The sequence below is a fragment of the Photobacterium sp. SKA34 genome (genome assembly GCF_000153325.1).
Lineage (GTDB): Bacteria > Pseudomonadota > Gammaproteobacteria > Enterobacterales > Vibrionaceae > Photobacterium.
In genome coordinates this window covers 655,570-673,787 of the sequence record NZ_CH724143.1, presented here as the reverse complement: position 1 = coordinate 673,787, position 18,218 = coordinate 655,570, and the positions used below count along the sequence as shown (strand labels likewise).

Here is an 18,218-nt window from a genome sequence, read left to right as displayed (position 1 = left end):
CTATTTCTGCTGACTAGGTGTCCTATGTGTGTAGGCTAACAAGGTAAAGATATATGGTTAACTCATATGTTATGAATAACATTGAATCTGAAAATCAGAAGAGAGAAAACAATAATAAAAGTAATTTACAACATGTGATAAAAACAGAGTTAATGATAAAAACAAATTAAAAAACAGCACCTTAAAATTAAAACTTTGACATTTAAGATAAAAAAAACTAAAACTTGGTATTTATACAAAAAATAATATGGAAAGTTTAACTGCGCATACTCTTTTAATAATAGTTCTACATTACGATAGTCAGGTTACTCACTATAGTTATCATACACCTATAATCATGACTATTTAAAAAAAAGAAGTGAAAATTATAACGTCAACGTTACAACATTAAATATATCTTAACGCTATTGTTATTGAAATATTCATTTAAAAATCAGTTACTCAATCAAATCATAAATAATTAAACTTTATTTTATTAGTATTCCTCTTTCATACGTTATTTTCAGAATAATTAAGTAGGGTCTTATTATCACATGAATTATATTATTTAATACTATAACTAATAGAGTATACTAACTGTGAAATTAAAGCGTCTTTCTTTTACCTTTTTTAATTTTGCTATTAGCTTTTTTGCTATTGCTATCATTACTATTTTAATAACGCTTTCCTCACAAAAAGTCAGCTCTAAAATATTTAAATATCATTTGAATTTTTTAGAGAATCAACGTTTTTATTCTTATATTAATGAAATAGAAAATACTTCTATATTACTGGATAATTTGCAATACAGTTTGTCATATACCTGCGACCAGCATGACATAACAGAGCTTGAAAAAATAAGCTATTACTCCCCTCAAATTGCCTCTATTCAACTGACTACACAGAGTGGTAAAAAATGTAGTGATCACCGTGATAGAAGCACACTGCATTCGCACCCGCTTCAATATATTCTATTAGATCCTCAAATTATGCTGATTGCTAACAAAAATAATAGCCAGTCAATTGTTCAATACAACAAGAACATTATTGGTGGCACAATCACTGTTGATATCGTGCAGCAGCCAAGTAACGCGTTACTTGCAGAACTACCCAAAAGTAGTTGGCTACAAATGATTGAAGGTAACCAGACCACTCTCATTACAGGTGATCAAACAACCGCCATCTCAAAAATTTTCTCGAATAAGAAAATAAGCGCTACTATTCAAAATATTATTAAACCGATTTTAACCATGTCATTAAATAATAAAGCATGGCTAAAATATTATGTCACTGATACTGCCATTGATTCATATCAAACGAAAATTCGTCCATACCTTATCTTTTTACTCGCACTATTCACAACAGCTTTAATTTACCTCTGTTATCGCCGCTATCACAGTGCCAGAATTATTAAATTCTTAGTCGAAAATGCGATTAAACAAAACCATCTTATTCCTTATTACCAAGCTATTGTTGATGCCAAGAAACAGCAGATTTGTGGCTATGAAGTGTTGATCCGCTGGGAAACAAAAAAAGGTAAAGTCATTTTACCTGATGAGTTTATTCCGCAATGTGAAGCGAACGGAGTTATCACTCCACTGACTTTTCAACTCATTAATAGGGTTGCGAAAGATATTCGAAAACTGGAAATGCTTCATCACGGTAAACCGCTGCCTTATTACTTCAGTATTAATTTAAGTGCAAGTGTGCTTCAAGATCCTGAACTAGTAAAAATCACACGTAATGCTTTACTACATTACAAAGTTAAAGCCCACAACTTAGCCTTTGAATTAACTTAGCGAGCACCAATAAAAGATATCGAACTTGCCAGCCATGTATGCCAGAAACTTAATGATATGGGAATTCAAATCAAGCTCGACGATGTTGGTAATGGCTATTGTGATTTTCTCGCACTACAAAAACTACAAGCCACCACTATTAAAATCGATAAAATATTTATTGATGAACTAGATTGTAATAACAAAAATACCATTGTGAGATCATTGGTAGCATTTGCTGATAAAGCTGAAGTTGAGGTAGTCGCAGAAGGCGTAGAAACAATTGAACAAGCAGAGTGTTTACTCACTATGGGAATTCACTACCACCAAGGTTTTCTTTATAGCAAACCACAACCATTCACGAAGATATTAAAAAAATATCAATCTAAAAACGTTATATAAACAACAGCTAGAATATAAAAAACACGACCACAATGGCCGTGTTTTCTTTTATTGGAGAGTATTATCAAAAGCTCACTAAGCTACATGTAAACATGATACCGCATGTACATCACCACCTTGCAAAGTTGGTTTTTGCTTTGCACATAATGACGTTGAATTTGGACAACGGGTTCTAAATACACAGCCAGAAGGGGGATTCATTGGTGAAGGTAAATCTCCTTCCAATAACTCAATGTGCTTATTACGCTCAAGCTCTGGATCGGGAATAGGTACCGCTGACATTAAGGCCTTAGTATAAGGATGTTTAGGATCAGCAAATAATGCATCACTTTCTCCCATCTCAACTGCGTTACCAAGATACATCACCAACACGCGATCAGAAATATGCTTCACAACCGAAAGATCATGGGCAATAAAGATCAAACTAAGCCCCATCTCTTTTTGCAGTGATTTAAGTAAATTAACAACCTGAGCTTGAATCGATACATCAAGTGCTGATACCGGCTCGTCACAAATAATCATTTTAGGCTTTAAGATCAATGCACGTGCAATACCAATACGTTGACACTGCCCACCTGAAAATTCATGAGGATAACGGTTAATCACATTAGGTAATAAACCCACTTTCGTCATCATCGCTTGTACTTGCTGCTTAACATCATCAGCTGAAAGCTTTGGATAAAACGCTTTTAATGGCTCTGCAATAATTTCACCCACAGTCATACGTGGGTTTAATGACGCCAATGGATCTTGAAAGATCATTTGAATTTCTTTACGTTTCTCTCGTAAGGCTTCACGTTTTAACTTTGTCAAATCTTGACCAAGCCAAACAACTTGCCCATCTGTTGCTTCAACTAACCCAATAACAGCACGAGCAAAAGTGGATTTACCACAACCCGATTCACCCACTACACCAAGTGTTTCACCTTCATAAATACGGATATTAATACCATCAACCGCTTTTAATTTAAGTGGCTGTTTCCATGGCCATGCTGATTTAGCAGCAATGTTGAAGTGAACTTTAAGATCATTTACATCTAATAATAATTTCTTTTCTGTGCTCATTACCATGCCCCCATATCAGAAAAACACGCGCGTAAGCGACCATCATCGAACGGAGTTAAGATCGGAGACTCTTGTTTACAACGTGCAGATACACGATGACATCGATCTTGGTATGGACACCCCGTAGGTAAACGTAATAAATTCGGCGGGTTTCCAGGAATAGTAGGTAGCTCCTCCCCTTCAGTATCTAAACGAGGAATAGCACGTAACAAACCTTCGGTATAAGGATGGCTAGGCTGATAATAAATATCATTGATCTTGCCGTATTCCATCGTTCTGCCGGCATACATCACAAGTACCTTGTCACAGCTTCCCGCGACTACACCAAGGTCATGAGTGATCATAATGATTGATGTATTGAAATCTTTCTTCAAATCATTCAGTAATTCCATGATCTGCGCTTGAACGGTTACATCAAGTGCTGTTGTTGGCTCATCAGCAATCAACAACTTAGGACGACACAATAACGCCATTGCAATCATCACGCGCTGACGCATACCGCCTGAAAATTCATGCGGGTACATGCTAATCCGTTTGCGTGCTTCAGGGATCTTAACCGCATCCAACATGCGAACAGACTCTTCAAACGCTTCAGACTTACTCATATTTTTGTGCAGCATTAATACTTCCATGAGCTGATCGCTCACTTTCATATAGGGATTTAGCGATGTCATGGGATCTTGGAAAATCATCGCTATTTGTTCTGCACGAATTTTATTCATCACCTTTTCAGGCATATTTAAAATTTCATTGCCTTCGAATTTAGCACTGCCACTGATCTTGCCGTTTTTGGCGAGTAACCCCATGATGGCAAATACAGTTTGGCTTTTGCCCGAACCTGATTCACCAACAATACCCAAGGTTTCACCAAGGTTCAGCGAGAAATTTAAGTCATTAACTGCAGTAACAATACCATCAGGGGTAGTAAATTCGACACGCAGATCTTTTACATCTAATAAGCTCATATTACTTCCTTATAAATGAAACTAAGCATTGGAAACTTTATTATTGTTAACCATTTTGTTTCTTGCCTTGCTTCATCCTTATCTATCTTTTGGATCTAATGCGTCACGTAGACCGTCACCCACGTAGTTAAAACAGAACAATGTCACAACCATAAAACTTGCAGGGAATATCAACTGCCAAATAGCCACTTCCATTGTTTGCGAGCCTTCTTGTAACAGTGCGCCCCAACTTGTCATCGGCTCTTGTACTCCTAAGCCAAGGAAGCTCAGGAACGATTCTGTGAGAATCATTGACGGAACAAGTAACGTTGAGTAAACCGCCACAATACCTAATACGTTAGGCACAATATGACGAGTGATAATACGCCAGCGACTCACGCCACAAACATATGCTGCTTCAATAAACTCTTTGCCACGTAAAGATAGGGTTTGACCGCGAACAATACGGGCCATGTCAAGCCATGAAATGGCACCAATCGCAATAAAGATCAACATGATGTTACGACCAAAAAACGTCACTAAAACAATCACGAAGAACATAAATGGGATTGAATATAAAATCTCTAAAATACGCATCATAACGCGATCAGTTCGACCGCCAATAAATCCCGATGCAGCGCCATATAGCGTACCAATCACCACCGCGACTAACGCACCTAAAATCCCGACCATCAGTGAGATCCGCCCACCAATAAGGGTTCGAGTATATAAGTCACGACCTAAACTATCAGTACCAAAAAAATGCCCTTCAGCACCGAGTGATGGCGCGGCATGTAGTGCATACCAGTCGGTATCATCAAACGCATATTGGCTAAACATTGGGCCGAAAATAACGGCAAAGGTAATTAGAAATAAAATTGCTAAAGAAATCATTGCCGCTTTATTTCGCATGAAACGCACACGCGCGTCTTGCCATAGGCTACGGCCTTCAATTTCCAAGTTTTCTGAAAAGTTCTCTAAGGCTTCTACACTATCTTTTTTCATTAACATCATAATTATTAGCCTCTTAGTAACGGATCTTAGGATCAATTGTTGCGAGAACAATATCCACAATGGCGTTAAAGATGATGGTTAATGAACCAATCAAAATAGTAATACCAAGTACTAAAGAATAATCACGGTTAAACGCTGCATTAACGAATAACTTACCAATACCCGGTAAACCAAAAATAGTTTCGATAACGACAGAACCCGTAATGATGCCAACAAAAGCAGGTCCCATATAAGAAACAACAGGAAGAAGTGCAGGCTTTAAAGCATGTTTAATTACGATATAAGGGTAACTTAAACCTTTCGCACGCGCAGTACGAATGAAGTTACTATTCAACGTTTCAATCATGCTACCACGAGTAATACGGGCAAACGTGGCTACATAGAGAAGCGCCATGCCAAACATCGGTAGCAACACAAATTTTGTAGAGCCATCTTGCCAACCACCAGCAGGTAGCCACTGCAGCTTAATCGAGAATATGTAGATAAGAACAGGGGCGAGGATGAAGGACGGCATGACCACTCCCGCCATAGCAGTGGACATAATGGTATAATCGAGCCAGGTATTTTGTTTCAATGCCGCAATAGTGCCAACAGCGACCCCCATCACTAACGCAAAAATAAAAGCGAAAAAGCCAATTTTTGCCGAAACAGGCAAGGCTTTTGCGACCAGCTCGTTAACGGTGAAATCTTTGTATTTAAAAGACGGACCAAAATCACCTTGGACAATATTGCCGAGATAGGTGGTGTATTGCTCTAAAACTGGTTTATCTAAGCCGTATTTCGCTTCGATATTTGCCATAACCTCAGGTGGAAGTGGACGATCACTTGAAAAAGGATTTCCTGGCGCAAAGCGCATCAAGAAAAAAGAAATAGTGATCAATACCAAGAGTGTCGGTATGGCTTCTAAAATCCGTTTAGCTATGAATTTAAACATAAACGCTACCGTAATTGCTGTGAGTGCAAAGAGCAGCCTCCATTCCCCGAAGACTGCATATTATTATTTTTATTTATCGCGAATTATTTCGCTTTGAAGTACATATCTTTTGAGTAGATATTATCTTCTGGGTTTTCCATTGGGTAACCACCCAATTGCGGGTTCACTAATCGTGCGTTTACGTAGTGGTAGATCGGCATAATAGGCATATCTGCAGCAAGTTGCGCTTCTGCCTGTTTATAATCAGCCGCTCGCTGTGCATCCGATTTCGCTAGAATTGCATCATCGATCGCTTTGTCATAAGCGACACTAGAGTATTTCGGATAATTTTGTGAGTGACCACTATGCATGATAGCTAGGAATGTTGATGCTTCGTTGTAATCACCACACCAACCTGCACGTGACACGTCAAAGTTTCCTTGACGCTTAGAGTCTAGGTAACTTTTCCACTCTTGGTTTTCAAGTACTGCTTTTACACCCAGTCCCTTTTTCCACATAGATGAAATTGCTACAGCGATTTTCTTATGGTTCTCAGAAGTATTGTAAAGCAAGTTAAATTGAAGAGGGTTGTTTTGATCGTAACCAGCGGCCTTTAAAAGTTCTTTTGCTTTAGCTAGACGTTGTTTCTGATCTAACTTCGAATATTCAGGCATCGCAACTTCTAAGCCATTAGTTGCTAACGGTGTAAAGTTATAAGCTGGTGTCTCACCTTTACCTACAATAAATTTCGCCAATACATCACGGTCAATAGCGTATGACAATGCTTTACGTACATTTGCATTATCAAAAGGTTTACGTTTCGTATTAAATTCGTAGTAATAAGAACATAAATAAGGAGTGACTTTTACGTCTTGCGGATACTCTTTTTCAAGACGCTTAAAATGCTCATTTGGCATTTCATAAGTTATGTCTAATTCGCCCGCCAAGAAGCGGTTCATTCCAGCCACTTGGTTCTCAATTGGGAGATAAGTAACTTTATTGATAACCGTATCTTTGTTATCCCAGTAATTATCGTTACGAGTCAGTACAATACGCTCGTTAACCACCCACTTATCTAACTTGTATGCGCCATTAGATACGTAATTACCTACTTTCGTCCAATCATCACCAAACTTTTCAACTACTTTTTGGTTTACTGGTTTCATTGAAGTATGAACAAGCATGGATGCGAAGTAAGACACTGGCTTATCCAATGTTACTTTTAAAGTATGTGCATCAACCGCTTCAACACCTAATGTATCTGCTGGTTTTTTCCCTTCAATAATATCTTCAGCGTTTGCCATTGTTGTCATTTGAATATATGACGCGTAAGGAGATGCTGTTTTTGGATCCGCCAAGCGACGCCATGTATAAACAAAATCATCCGCAGTAACAGGATCACCATTAGACCATTTTGCGTCTTCACGAAGGTGGAAAATCCAAGTTTTATTATCTGTTGTTTCCCACGACTTAGCGACGCCTGGTATTAAATTACCTTTACTATCTTGATTTACTAAACCTTCGAGTAAATCGCGAATAACATTTGATTCAGGTACACCTGATACTTTTTGCGGATCAAGTGATTCTGGCTCTGTTCCATTACCGCGAACAAGTTCTTGCTTGTCAGCAAGTTTTACATCAGAAGGAACTTGTGCCGCAAAAGAAGAAAAAGAAGTGGCAGCTACGGCAAAACTTGCACTCACCATGAGTGCTTTAGTGATTTTATTCTTGTACATGCATTACTCCAATACATCAGTTTATTACGTCCGTGACGTTCTTCATTTGGCTACTCTAAATAGCTTTATCGGCTAGTTTTTATCCTAAAACTAACCAATCAAACCGAAGAATTATTCAAAACGTTACCAGAATATAAATATATTTACCATATTTTAACAATTGAAAGATTCTTTATGCTGAGAAGATCACTATTCAATAGCTAATAACACTATCAATAATACTATTGTTAACGTTTAATTTTAATAAAAACCAATAAATAAGAAAATAACACTATATAAAACCAACAAACTACATAAAAGGCAGTAAATAAAATCAATCAAAACCAAAATAACAGAACATAAAACCCACAAAACAAAACAAGATCGCAATAAATATCATACAAAAATGAAACATTCCATTCTCAATTTTATTTCACACACAAAAAAGCATCGATATTATCGATGCTTTTTTATTCAAATATTATGAGTAAATTATTTATTTTCGCTATCTAATTTAATCAGTTGTTTATCTTCATTTACTGCTTGTTCTCTTCGCTCTAATAGCAATTGCGAATCATCATTCTCTGGCTGATCTGTCATGCCAATATCATGCATAATTTGTTTCATTTTTTTATTGGATACGCGTCTGTGCTTCATTGAACCCTCCGCTGTCAAGCTATGCCAGTAGACCTCAATTATCACTTGTCCTGCTTGGTCTAACACTAGCAACCAATTCTTATTTAAAAACTAACCGCATTTAAAATATGGCACACATCTACATAGTTCGCCTCTAATCTGTCATAAAACTTTATTTCATATTTTTTACATAACTAAAAATGATTAACAATTTCACTGATAGATAGTTTTATTATATCGACATATTTATCCATAATTTTACGTACGTAACATAAAAAAGAGGGGTAAAATTATTAATGTTAAGATTTAGGCTTCAATTATAAATTTAACAAATATCAAAGAATAACCCCTTTATTCCATTTTAAGAGTATTTTATGAGACCAGTAGGTTGCGCATCACGCCCAAGCCCATCACGTTTTCGCCCTAATTACGTTCCAACTAGCGTGATATCACGTAACAAGTACAAAAAGAATAACCAATCGCAATAACCTAGAACCACCTACTTTTTTAACAAAAAAGGAGCCTTTCGGCTCCTTTTGTTTTATTCATTCGCTATTTCCAGCGATCAGCGGCTGATGTATCCGTTTCTCGAGCATCGACCCAACGGCTTTGCTCTGGTGTTTGTTCTTTTTTCCAAAAAGGTGCACGTGTTTTTAAAAAATCCATGATGAACTCACACGCTTCAAAAGCAGCGCCGCGGTGAGCACTTGTTACACCCACAAATACAATCTGATCACCTAATGCTAAATCACCCACACGATGAATGACACGTGTTTTAAGCAATGGCCAACGTTTGTATGCTTGATCAACTATCTCTTGAAGCGATTTTTCCGTCATTCCAGGATAATGCTCTAAAGATAGAGCTGTCACGGCATCGCCTTGATTAAAGTCACGTACTTTACCGATAAAAGTTACAACAGCGCCAGCTTCTGTGCCTTCCGCTAATTTTTCATATTCATTAGCAACAGAGAAATCATCAAACTGAACAGAAATCATCACTTATCCCCCTGTTACTGGTGGAAAAAATGCAACTTCATCACCATCAGTTAATGGTGTATCTAATGAACAAATAGTTTGATTGACAGCAACAAGCAACTTGCCTGATTCTAGTGCCAATTGCCATTTTTCGCCACGCGTTGACAATGCTTCACGTAACACATCAGCAGTAGAGTAAATGGCATCAACTTCAAGGCTATCAGTATCGACAAGCTCTTTTACTTGTGCAAAAAAAAGAACCTTAATCATGCTTCTACCTTAAAGTGACCTGATTTACCGCCTGTTTTTTCTAACAGACGCACTTGGCTAATCACCATATCTTTTTGTACCGCTTTACACATATCATAAATCGTTAATGCGGCAACAGAAGCCGCTGTTAATGCTTCCATCTCTACTCCAGTTTTACCCGCTAGCTTGCAGCAAGACTCAATACGTACTTTGTTTTCAGCTGGAATCGCTTCTAACTGTACCTCAACTTTCGAAAGTAGCAACGGGTGACAAAGTGGGATCAGCTCCCATGTCTTTTTTGCTGCTTGAATGCCAGCAATACGCGCTGTTGCGAACACATCACCTTTATGGTGCTGACCTGACACAATCAGCTCTAATGTTTCTGCTGCCATATGAACAAAAGCTTCTGCACGTGCTTCACGTACGGTTTCCGCTTTAGCAGAAACATCAACCATGTTGGCTTCACCTGATGCATTAATATGTGTAAATTGATTCATTATTTAATCGTTCCTCAACGAAGCGATACGAAGCCTAGTAGAGATATTTATCTCAACTAGGCTCACTAAAATTAGGAAAAGTAGACTGAATTAACCGCCAATGGATGCTAGGTTTGGCGTCATACCTGTATTGCCTTCATCCAAGAAATGGCTAACCGCTTTTTCACCTAGCCCTGCTTGAATACGTGCAATTAACGATTCTTTTTGATCATCACTTGCCAGTAAATCACGCAACTCAACACCTTGTTCACCAAACAAACAAAGATGTAACTTGCCTTTAGCTGAAACTCGTAAACGGTTGCAGCTTTCGCAGAAATTCTTTTCATAAGGCATGATCAAGCCAATTTCGCCCATATAATCAGGGTGACAAAAAACTTGTGCTGGGCCGTCATTACTACCTTTAATTTTCAGTAGCCAACCATTAGCGATCAAATGATTACGAATACTCACCCCTGAAAGGTGATGATTTTGAAAAAGACTGTCCATTTCGCCAGTTTGCATCAATTCTATAAAACGTAATTGAATTGGACGAGTTTTAATCCACTCTAAAAACTTAGGTAACTCTTGTGAATTAAGATCTTTAAGAAGTACCGTATTAATTTTAACTTGCTCAAAGCCAGCATCAAAAGCCGCATCAATGCCATTCATTACCTGATGGAACATATTCTCACCGGTAATTTGATAAAACATCTTAGGATCAAGGCTATCAACACTCACATTGATATGCGTTAAGCCAGCATCACGCCATTCGTGGACGTGCTTAGCCATACGATAACCATTAGTGGTTGTCGCTACTTTATTAATCCCAGGGATCTCAGCCACCGTTTTGATGATATCAGTAAAATCACGACGTAAACTCGGCTCACCACCTGTGATACGGATTTTACTAGTGCCACACTCAGCAAATGCTAAGGCAACTCGCTGAATCTCACCCAATGTTAGAAAGGAAGGTTTTTTCTTTTCTGTTGGATGATAGCCATCTGGCAAGCAATAGGTACATTTGAAGTTACAGACATCTGTAACAGAGAGTCGCAAGTAGTAAAACTTACGATGAAAACTATCTTCTAATTGTTTCGCCACGGAACACCTTTCCAAATACGGGAGGTCAATTCATTTCTAAATAAACCCTGGTGACAAATCGTCACTGGCATTAATCACCTATCAACTTTTGAACGTATATATATATAAGTCCAACATCGCTTAGTAACTTAGTGAAGAATGCTCGGAGTTATGGCAGTTATGCAAAGCAAATCATTCCTTGAGAGAATATTACACAACAGCATTTCTTAATATAAAAGTATCAGAGTTTTTCCATATTTGACAAATACTGGAAAAAAACAGTCTGTATTCTACCTTTCGAGTAGGATCACGACAATACTAGTTAATAATTTAAGCCGCGATTCACCAATAAAAAGTGAGGATATTATGGCAAATATAATGGAATCGGCTTCAATCGAAGATATCGCACTCTATTTACAACGAGAAGATGGTATTGATGCAGACTCAGCACAAACTGCTGCACAGCAAGTCGTGGATGGTTTTATAGATATGCGTGATAAAGGGCTCATAAAAGGTTGGTATTTTGATGAATTAGGCCATTTAGAACTGCTTCCTACCGATGCGGCTTTATCAATAATTGAGCGTCAAAAATGACACTGAACTAATGTGATTTTGCAAATATTGATTTTCAAACTGCAATCAATATCAGGCCTTATTAACTTAAAATAGAGTCAATAACGAGCGTACTTCAATTAAAATACTCATAAAGTCAACGACAAAGCTATGTGAACGCCTTAACTTTTAGTCGGCATCAGTTTTGCATTGTCTATATAGCTAGGCATTGCAAATCTTACTATGGAGTTCATTATGGCTAAAGTCTTACCGCTACTTTTTCAAAAGCGCCATGTTCTTCCTTCTGGTCGGATGCAAATCTATATCTCGCCAGTCGATCAAACACCTACCTTGAAAGCCGCACTCGCTTCAAAAGATGGGTTAGGTATCTGTATGTATAGCGATAAAAAGGAAGCTCAACATTTATTTCATATAGGCACTCGTGTCACGATTGATGATTTCAACCAAGAGAGAGGCTCCCCGTTAATCAAACTCACCGTTTCAGGTCGTAATAACTTTAAGATCCAGTCGATAAAACAAACAACAGATGGTGTATTTTGGGGAGAGACAACGTCTTTACCCTGCTGGGAAGAGATCGCAATCAATAAAGAACAACAATTACTTGCGATTCGTCTGAAGAAAATGTTTGAAAAGTTTCCTGATCTTGATGAGCTCTACAAATGCAAAGACTTCAATAACCTCAGCTGGTTATGTCAACGTTGGTTAGAAATATTACCGTTACCCACTATCGATAAGCAGCATTTACTCAATAAGCCAACCTGTTTAAATACTTACGATTATTTAATGAGTATGATTAAAACAAGCCACTAATCTTTTTTATGTGAGATATCACAGGTAATTTACACAGCAAAAAATGCAACATAATACTTTATTTGCTAATCTGATTTCTTATAAAAATATCACAAAGCCAACACTATGCTTAAAGCAGATAAATCAAAAAAGAATATTGTTGCCATCGGTGGCGGTCACGGCCTAGGACGAATCCTATCCTCGCTATCTTGTTACGGTTCAAAAGTAACAGGTATTGTTGCGACAACAGATAATGGTGGTTCAACGGGGCGTATTAGAGCTTGCCAAGGCGGTATTGCTTGGGGCGATATGCGCAACTGTATTAATCAATTAATTACAGAGCCATCGATTGGTTCGATGATTTTTGAATACCGTTTTAAAGGTAACGGTGAGTTGGATGGTCATAACCTAGGTAACTTAATGCTTACCGCATTAGATAACCTCTCGATTCGTCCACTTGATGCCATTAATCTGATCCGAGATATGTTAAATGTTGAGACTCAGATCATTCCAATGTCAGAACACCCATCAGATCTCGCTGCAATTACCCATAGTGGCGAGATTATAAATGGTGAAACTAGTGTTGATGAATTACAAGAAGTACCTAAACGCCTTTATCTTGAACCCGCAGTGCCGGCGACAAAAGAAGCCTTAAACGCAATCAATCAAGCTGATTTGATATTACTCGGCCCGGGTAGTTTCTTAACAAGCGTTATGCCTATTTTACTCTTACGTGATTTAGGTATTGCGTTAAAAAACAGCAACGCACAAATCGTATTTATTACTAACCTCGATAAAGAACATGGCCCAGCAGGAAAAATGCCACTAGAAACCATGTTACATTGGTGCGAAAGAGCAATGAATGGACGCAAGATAGATACAATCTTGACCGATAAACTTCATACAGATTTAAACAATAAATTTAATTTGCAAATTGAAGATCTTGCATCCAGTAATCATGAATGGAGACATGACCGAGATAAGTTAAAGCATGCGGTTGATAAGCTCATTACTTCCTGCTAATTGCTTATACTCAACCACCATACCTTCGACCATTTGTCTAAATTCAGACAAATGGTCAATCATCCAATCATCTTGTCCTTGTTTTACTCGATATTCACATTCTTGTGCCATTAATGCTAAATCGTCCGCACCAAAACTTGCAGCGCTACTTTTTATTGCATGGCTAATTTCACCAATTTGATCAACGGAAGGATGTGCCGATAATTGCTTTGAATATTGTTCTAATTCATCACTGAAAACATTTAATAGCAATGACACGGTGTCCTTACCAACTTCATCAGCAAGGCGTTTAATTGTCTCAGAATTTATCGTTGTTGCCATTTAATCCATCTCCCTAGCACTGGCATTAGTGTCTTGCCAAGATTGCAATTTACGATATATCGTTGATGGACTTACTTCCAGTAAGCCTGCTGCTCTTGGAATATTGCCATCGCAAGCATCAATCGCCCATTGTATCGCTCTTTTTTCTACAACCCAGAGCGGCTCTATTTTATTTTTATGATGATCATGTGAATAAATAGATTCATCAGCAAGGCTTTCTCTCTGTACTTTTTCAGGTATAGCCTTAGGATAAGATGCAATTTCTACGCCGTTTATTGAATTAATAGGCGGCGGAACCATTTCAAGTTTGACTTCATCATCAGTATTTAAAACCACAATATTACGGATCACATTCTGCAATTCACGTACATTACCAGGCCAAGAGTAGGACTCAAATAATCGTAAAACTGGCTCAGAAAAACGACTAAAGCTTTTTCCTTCTTCTAACGACATCAAACCTAATAGTGCATGAGCAATCTCTATAATATCTCCACCGCGTTCCCTTAATGGCGGTAAAGAGATAGGAATAACATGTAAACGATAGTATAGATCTTCTCGAAACCTGCCTTCTTGCACTTCTTCCCAAGGGTTTCGATTAGTCGCACAAACAAAACGGACATCGACACTGCTCATTTTTGATGAGCCGACTTTTTGATAGGTTCCCGTTTGAATAAATCGTAACAATTTACTTTGCAAATCAAGATCCATTTCACACAGCTCATCAAGCATTAGCGTACCATGATGTGCCATTTCAACTGCACCTTGTCGCTCCGTTGAAGCCCCCGTAAAGGCACCTTTTACATGTCCAAAAAGTTCACTTTCAATTAGGTCTTTAGGGATAGCGGCACAATTTAGAGCAATAAACGGTTTATCATGACGTGGGCTGGCTGCATGAATCGCTTCTGCACACACTTCTTTACCCGTACCACTTTCACCAGTAATAAATACCGTCGCTTTACTTGAAGCTGCAGATTCAATAACGCGATATACCGCCTGCATTGGTAAACTATTACCGATAAATCCTTGGTATTGTGCTCCATCTGATTGCTTAGATTGATTACTTGTATTCGATTTACTTTCAGATTTAAGCGCTTTGTTTACTGTAATTCGTAATCGATCAGCCTCGCAGGGTTTAATTAAAAAGTCTTGCGCGCCATAACGAATAGCTTCAACTGCTATATCAATAGAACCATGAGCGGTCATTATTACAACAGGAACATTACCGTGCTCTTTTCTTACACGTTCAAGCACTTCCATTCCCGTCATATCAGGCAAACGGAGATCTAATAAAATTAGATCAGGAATAATATCTTGAATAAAGCTCAGTGCTTCCTTCCCTGTACCAACAATGCTTACATTAAGTCCAAGAGGGTTTAAGTAAGATTTGTACAAGGCCGCAACTGACGCTGTATCTTCAACCATTAATACTTGGCGTTGCTGCATTCTGCTCTCCATTGCTCCTCCTAAAACAAGCCCCTTAAACTAATTGTAATCAATAGAAAAAAATATGGGGGATAGATTTCTCTTTTTTCAATTGTCTCATATTAATTCGCAAATTAATTCGCATAATGCGAATGCCTGTTTTTATTTGTGCAGTATCGTGAACAAATAAGTGCTACTCAAAGACAGGAAACACGCAGGATTGTATAAAAAAACACGATTTTTAAAAGTTGGCACACTACATGCTTTATATAAAATGACTCTTAAGTTAAGAGTCAACCTAGCCAACTGACGTTGTTTGTGGATTTTTTTCACTAAAACAATGACGCCAACCGAACCTTTTTATCGGTTGGCTTTTTTTTACCTAAAATTCAAGATTCACAAGAAAAATAGCCAATAAAAAATCAGCTATTTGCGATAAATTGCTGTCTTAGTTTATGGATCTTATCGCGTGTTTCTGCCGCTTGTTCAAATTCAAGATTTTGTGCAAAGTCGTACATTTGTTTTTCCAATACTTGAATTTGTGATTCTAGTTCTTGTGGAGAGAGCGCAGAATACGTTCCTTTACTTTCTGCGACTTTGTGAAGATCTGCCGCTTTATTTCGCGACTTACCTCGAGAACTCGAAGCACCAAGTTCAAGAATGTCACCAATTTTCTTGTTCAACTTTTGAGGTGTAATACCATGCTCAAGGTTATATTCAATTTGCTTTTCACGACGTCGTTGAGTTTCGTTAATTGCACGTTCCATTGATCCCGTAATACGATCACCATAAAGAATGGCTCTCCCTTCTATATTACGAGCAGCTCGACCAATCGTTTGTATTAATGAACGCTCAGATCGTAAAAAACCTTCTTTATCAGCGTCTAAAATCGCCACTAATGACACTTCGGGCATGTCTAACCCTTCTCGTAATAAGTTAATGCCTACTAACACATCAAACTCACCCAATCGTAAATCGCGAATAATTTCCACCCGCTCTACGGTATCAATATCAGAGTGTAAGTAACGTACCTTCACACCATGCTCTGTAAGGTATTCAGTGAGATCTTCTGCCATACGCTTAGTAAGGGTTGTGACTAATACTCGCTCACCTTTTTTCTCTCTAATATGAATTTCAGACAGTAAATCATCCACTTGTGTGCCAACAGGACGTACTTCAATTTCAGGATCAAGTAATCCCGTTGGGCGTACCACCTGCTCTGCTATATCATTACCCGACTTTTCAATCTCATAATTACCCGGTGTGGCTGAAACATAAATCGTTTGAGGCGCTAACGATTCAAATTCTTCAAACTTCATCGGTCGGTTATCAAGTGCAGAAGGAAGACGGAACCCATATTCAACTAAGTTTTCTTTGCGAGAGCGATCACCACGGTACATCGCGCCAATTTGCGACACTGTTACGTGTGACTCATCAATGATCAGTAAGCCATCGGCAGGTAAGTAATCAAACAAGGTTGGTGGTGGCTCACCCTCAGCACGCCCACTAAGATAACGTGAGTAGTTTTCAATACCAGAACAGAAACCTAGCTCATTCATCATCTCAATATCGAATTGTGTGCGCTGACTAATTCTCTGTTCTTCTAAGAGTTTATTGTTACTTAAAAACTGCTCTTTTCGCAAAACCAGTTCTTTCTTTATCCCTTCAATCGCGTCTAAGATCTTCTCTCGTGGCGTCACATAGTGTGTTTTAGGGTAAATAGTGGCACGTGGCATATCACGATGCGTGATACTGCCAGTCAGGGGATCAAAAGATGAAATACACTCCACTTCATCATCAAATAGCTCAAGACGAATCGCTTCTTTTTCTGACTCTGCAGGGAAAATATCGATCACTTCCCCACGAACTCGAAAAGTACCACGCTCAAAGGCCATATCATTACGGGTATATTGCAACTCAGCCAATCGACGAAGAATGTCACGTTGATCAAGAAAATCACCACGTCGAACATGCAGCATCATCTTTAAGTAAGAGTCCGGATCACCCAAGCCATAAATCGCAGACACAGAAGCGATAATTATAACATCGCGTCGTTCCATTAATGCTTTGGTTGCTGATAGTCGCATCTGCTCAATATGAGCATTAACCGACGCATCCTTTTCAATGAATGTGTCCGTTGTAGGCACATACGCTTCAGGCTGGTAATAATCATAATAGGATACAAAGTATTCTACGGCGCTATTTGGAAAGAACTCTTTCATCTCACCATATAGCTGTGCTGCCAACGTTTTATTGGGTGCCAGGATCAAAGTCGGTCGATTAGCTTGGCCAATAACATTAGCTACGGTAAACGTTTTACCTGAACCTGTTACGCCAAGTAACGTCTGGTGTGCGAGTCCTGAGTCTAAACCATCAACCAATTGAGCAATCGCAGTAGGTTGATCGCCTGATGGTGAATATTCAGAAGCAAGAGAAAATAAGTCGCTCATAAATTACATATCCAGCAATAAATTACTGTTTACATTGTGGATAGACCATTAGTAATGTCAACTACTGGAAATACTTGAGATGAAAAAACTAAATTGCAGATAAAAAAATAGCTTCAATATTAGTTAAATTAACACTGAGAGTTTGAACACTAAACATGACTCACAGAATAAAAGACCACAACTATTTACAACAATCTGCAAATAGCCCCCTTTGGGTCTTAACTAACTAATATTGAAGCAAACAACATTATATTGTAATAAGCTAACTCAATTTATAAGCAAAACGTTAAGCTAAATTTGACGTGTAGATCATTAAGCTCCCTTATCTTAATCATAAGTTGAAATGCCTTACCCGAATCCAGGAACTTAATGTGGAATGAATCATAAAGGGAAAGATGGATAAGGTAAAAGTGA

At 38.2% G+C, this 18,218-nt stretch carries 16 protein-coding genes, 1 pseudogene and 1 riboswitch; of the genes and pseudogenes, 4 read left to right on the top strand and 13 right to left on the bottom strand.

All coding sequences use genetic code 11. The features are described from left to right. Positions 1-578: 578 nt before the first annotated feature. Positions 579-2,159, top strand: a pseudogene (locus SKA34_RS23930) (EAL domain-containing protein). A gap of 75 nt (positions 2,160-2,234) precedes the next feature. Here the strand turns inward: SKA34_RS23930 and oppF are convergent. The 10 genes from oppF to moaA all read right to left on the bottom strand — a co-directional run bounded on the left by oppF (position 2,235) and on the right by moaA (position 11,247). Continuing rightward, positions 2,235-3,224 (bottom strand): murein tripeptide/oligopeptide ABC transporter ATP binding protein OppF, encoded by a 990-nt coding sequence (gene oppF / locus SKA34_RS15950; protein WP_006646569.1) that lies wholly within the window; start codon positions 3,222-3,224, stop codon positions 2,235-2,237. Next, entirely contained in the window at positions 3,224-4,189 is a 966-nt protein-coding gene (locus SKA34_RS15945) for an ABC transporter ATP-binding protein (protein ID WP_006646568.1), read from the bottom strand. The genes oppF and SKA34_RS15945 overlap by 1 nt, the downstream gene beginning before the upstream one ends. A 78-nt stretch (positions 4,190-4,267) precedes the next feature. Next, entirely contained in the window at positions 4,268-5,179 is a 912-nt protein-coding gene (gene oppC / locus SKA34_RS15940; protein WP_039860716.1) for an oligopeptide ABC transporter permease OppC, read from the bottom strand. Positions 5,180-5,195: 16 nt separating this feature from the next. Beyond that, positions 5,196-6,116 carry an oligopeptide ABC transporter permease OppB gene (gene oppB / locus SKA34_RS15935; protein ID WP_005368811.1) on the bottom strand — a complete coding sequence of 307 codons (921 nt, stop codon included), beginning with the start codon at positions 6,114-6,116 and terminating at the stop codon, positions 5,196-5,198. A gap of 83 nt (positions 6,117-6,199) precedes the next feature. Further along, a complete protein-coding gene (locus tag SKA34_RS15930; protein WP_006646566.1) occupies positions 6,200-7,831 on the bottom strand; it encodes an ABC transporter substrate-binding protein in 1,632 nt (543 codons plus the stop codon). Between the two features lie 471 nt (positions 7,832-8,302). Continuing rightward, positions 8,303-8,467: a hypothetical protein gene (locus SKA34_RS15925; RefSeq protein ID WP_198138502.1), complete on the bottom strand. Its 165-nt coding sequence runs from the start codon at positions 8,465-8,467 to the stop codon at positions 8,303-8,305. 531 nt (positions 8,468-8,998) lie between these two features. Next, positions 8,999-9,442 carry a molybdopterin synthase catalytic subunit MoaE gene (gene moaE, locus SKA34_RS15920; protein ID WP_006646564.1) on the bottom strand — a complete coding sequence of 148 codons (444 nt, stop codon included), beginning with the start codon at positions 9,440-9,442 and terminating at the stop codon, positions 8,999-9,001. Positions 9,443-9,445: 3 nt separating this feature from the next. Next, on the bottom strand, positions 9,446-9,691 hold the full coding sequence (gene moaD, locus SKA34_RS15915; RefSeq protein WP_006646563.1) for a molybdopterin synthase sulfur carrier subunit: 246 nt from the start codon (positions 9,689-9,691) through the stop codon (positions 9,446-9,448). Beyond that, complete coding sequence (gene moaC / locus SKA34_RS15910) at positions 9,688-10,167, bottom strand: cyclic pyranopterin monophosphate synthase MoaC (RefSeq protein ID WP_006646562.1); 480 nt, start codon at positions 10,165-10,167, stop codon at positions 9,688-9,690. The genes moaD and moaC overlap by 4 nt, the downstream gene beginning before the upstream one ends. A gap of 90 nt (positions 10,168-10,257) precedes the next feature. Next, positions 10,258-11,247: a GTP 3',8-cyclase MoaA gene (gene moaA, locus SKA34_RS15905; protein WP_006646561.1), complete on the bottom strand. Its 990-nt coding sequence runs from the start codon at positions 11,245-11,247 to the stop codon at positions 10,258-10,260. Then, positions 11,236-11,407: riboswitch (molybdenum cofactor riboswitch) on the bottom strand. Its footprint overlaps the gene before it by 12 nt. 185 nt (positions 11,408-11,592) lie before the next feature. Between moaA and SKA34_RS15900 the strand changes: the two genes are divergently transcribed. The 3 genes from SKA34_RS15900 (at position 11,593) to yvcK (ending at position 13,611) form a co-directional block, all read left to right on the top strand. After that, positions 11,593-11,820 (top strand): hypothetical protein, encoded by a 228-nt coding sequence (locus SKA34_RS15900; protein ID WP_006646560.1) that lies wholly within the window; start codon positions 11,593-11,595, stop codon positions 11,818-11,820. A gap of 213 nt (positions 11,821-12,033) precedes the next feature. Then, positions 12,034-12,609 (top strand): LON peptidase substrate-binding domain-containing protein, encoded by a 576-nt coding sequence (locus SKA34_RS15895; RefSeq protein WP_006646559.1) that lies wholly within the window; start codon positions 12,034-12,036, stop codon positions 12,607-12,609. A gap of 105 nt (positions 12,610-12,714) precedes the next feature. Beyond that, positions 12,715-13,611, top strand: coding sequence for a uridine diphosphate-N-acetylglucosamine-binding protein YvcK (gene yvcK, locus SKA34_RS15890; protein ID WP_006646558.1), 897 nt, complete (start codon positions 12,715-12,717; stop codon positions 13,609-13,611). On the opposite strand, the gene SKA34_RS15885 is transcribed toward yvcK, so the two are convergent. The 3 genes from SKA34_RS15885 to uvrB form a co-directional block, all read right to left on the bottom strand. Further along, positions 13,573-13,932, bottom strand: coding sequence for an Hpt domain-containing protein (locus tag SKA34_RS15885; RefSeq protein WP_006646557.1), 360 nt, complete (start codon positions 13,930-13,932; stop codon positions 13,573-13,575). The genes yvcK and SKA34_RS15885 overlap by 39 nt on opposite strands. Continuing rightward, on the bottom strand, positions 13,933-15,375 hold the full coding sequence (gene luxO, locus SKA34_RS15880) for a quorum-sensing sigma-54 dependent transcriptional regulator LuxO (protein WP_006646556.1): 1,443 nt from the start codon (positions 15,373-15,375) through the stop codon (positions 13,933-13,935). It abuts the gene before it with no gap. A 401-nt stretch (positions 15,376-15,776) separates the two neighbouring features. Then, positions 15,777-17,804 (bottom strand): excinuclease ABC subunit UvrB, encoded by a 2,028-nt coding sequence (gene uvrB, locus SKA34_RS15875; RefSeq protein ID WP_006646555.1) that lies wholly within the window; start codon positions 17,802-17,804, stop codon positions 15,777-15,779. Between the last annotated feature and the right edge of the window lie 414 nt (positions 17,805-18,218).

Bases quoted from the DNA above. Each gene is read 5' to 3' on its own strand.
- SKA34_RS15885 (WP_006646557.1), bottom strand. From the start codon at position 13,932: ATGGCAACAACGATAAATTCTGAGACAATTAAACGCCTTGCTGATGAA.
- oppC (WP_039860716.1), bottom strand. From the start codon at position 5,179: ATGTTAATGAAAAAAGATAGTGTAGAAGCCTTAGAGAACTTTTCAGAA.
- luxO (WP_006646556.1), bottom strand. From the start codon at position 15,375: ATGCAGCAACGCCAAGTATTAATGGTTGAAGATACAGCGTCAGTTGCG.
- moaC (WP_006646562.1), bottom strand. From the start codon at position 10,167: ATGAATCAATTTACACATATTAATGCATCAGGTGAAGCCAACATGGTT.
- moaD (WP_006646563.1), bottom strand. From the start codon at position 9,691: ATGATTAAGGTTCTTTTTTTTGCACAAGTAAAAGAGCTTGTCGATACT.
- SKA34_RS15900 (WP_006646560.1), top strand. From the start codon at position 11,593: ATGGCAAATATAATGGAATCGGCTTCAATCGAAGATATCGCACTCTAT.
- oppF (WP_006646569.1), bottom strand. From the start codon at position 3,224: ATGAGCACAGAAAAGAAATTATTATTAGATGTAAATGATCTTAAAGTT.
- oppB (WP_005368811.1), bottom strand. From the start codon at position 6,116: ATGTTTAAATTCATAGCTAAACGGATTTTAGAAGCCATACCGACACTC.
- SKA34_RS15930 (WP_006646566.1), bottom strand. From the start codon at position 7,831: ATGTACAAGAATAAAATCACTAAAGCACTCATGGTGAGTGCAAGTTTT.
- uvrB (WP_006646555.1), bottom strand. From the start codon at position 17,804: ATGAGCGACTTATTTTCTCTTGCTTCTGAATATTCACCATCAGGCGAT.
- yvcK (WP_006646558.1), top strand. From the start codon at position 12,715: ATGCTTAAAGCAGATAAATCAAAAAAGAATATTGTTGCCATCGGTGGC.
- SKA34_RS15925 (WP_198138502.1), bottom strand. From the start codon at position 8,467: ATGAAGCACAGACGCGTATCCAATAAAAAAATGAAACAAATTATGCAT.
- moaE (WP_006646564.1), bottom strand. From the start codon at position 9,442: ATGATTTCTGTTCAGTTTGATGATTTCTCTGTTGCTAATGAATATGAA.
- SKA34_RS15945 (WP_006646568.1), bottom strand. From the start codon at position 4,189: ATGAGCTTATTAGATGTAAAAGATCTGCGTGTCGAATTTACTACCCCT.
- SKA34_RS15895 (WP_006646559.1), top strand. From the start codon at position 12,034: ATGGCTAAAGTCTTACCGCTACTTTTTCAAAAGCGCCATGTTCTTCCT.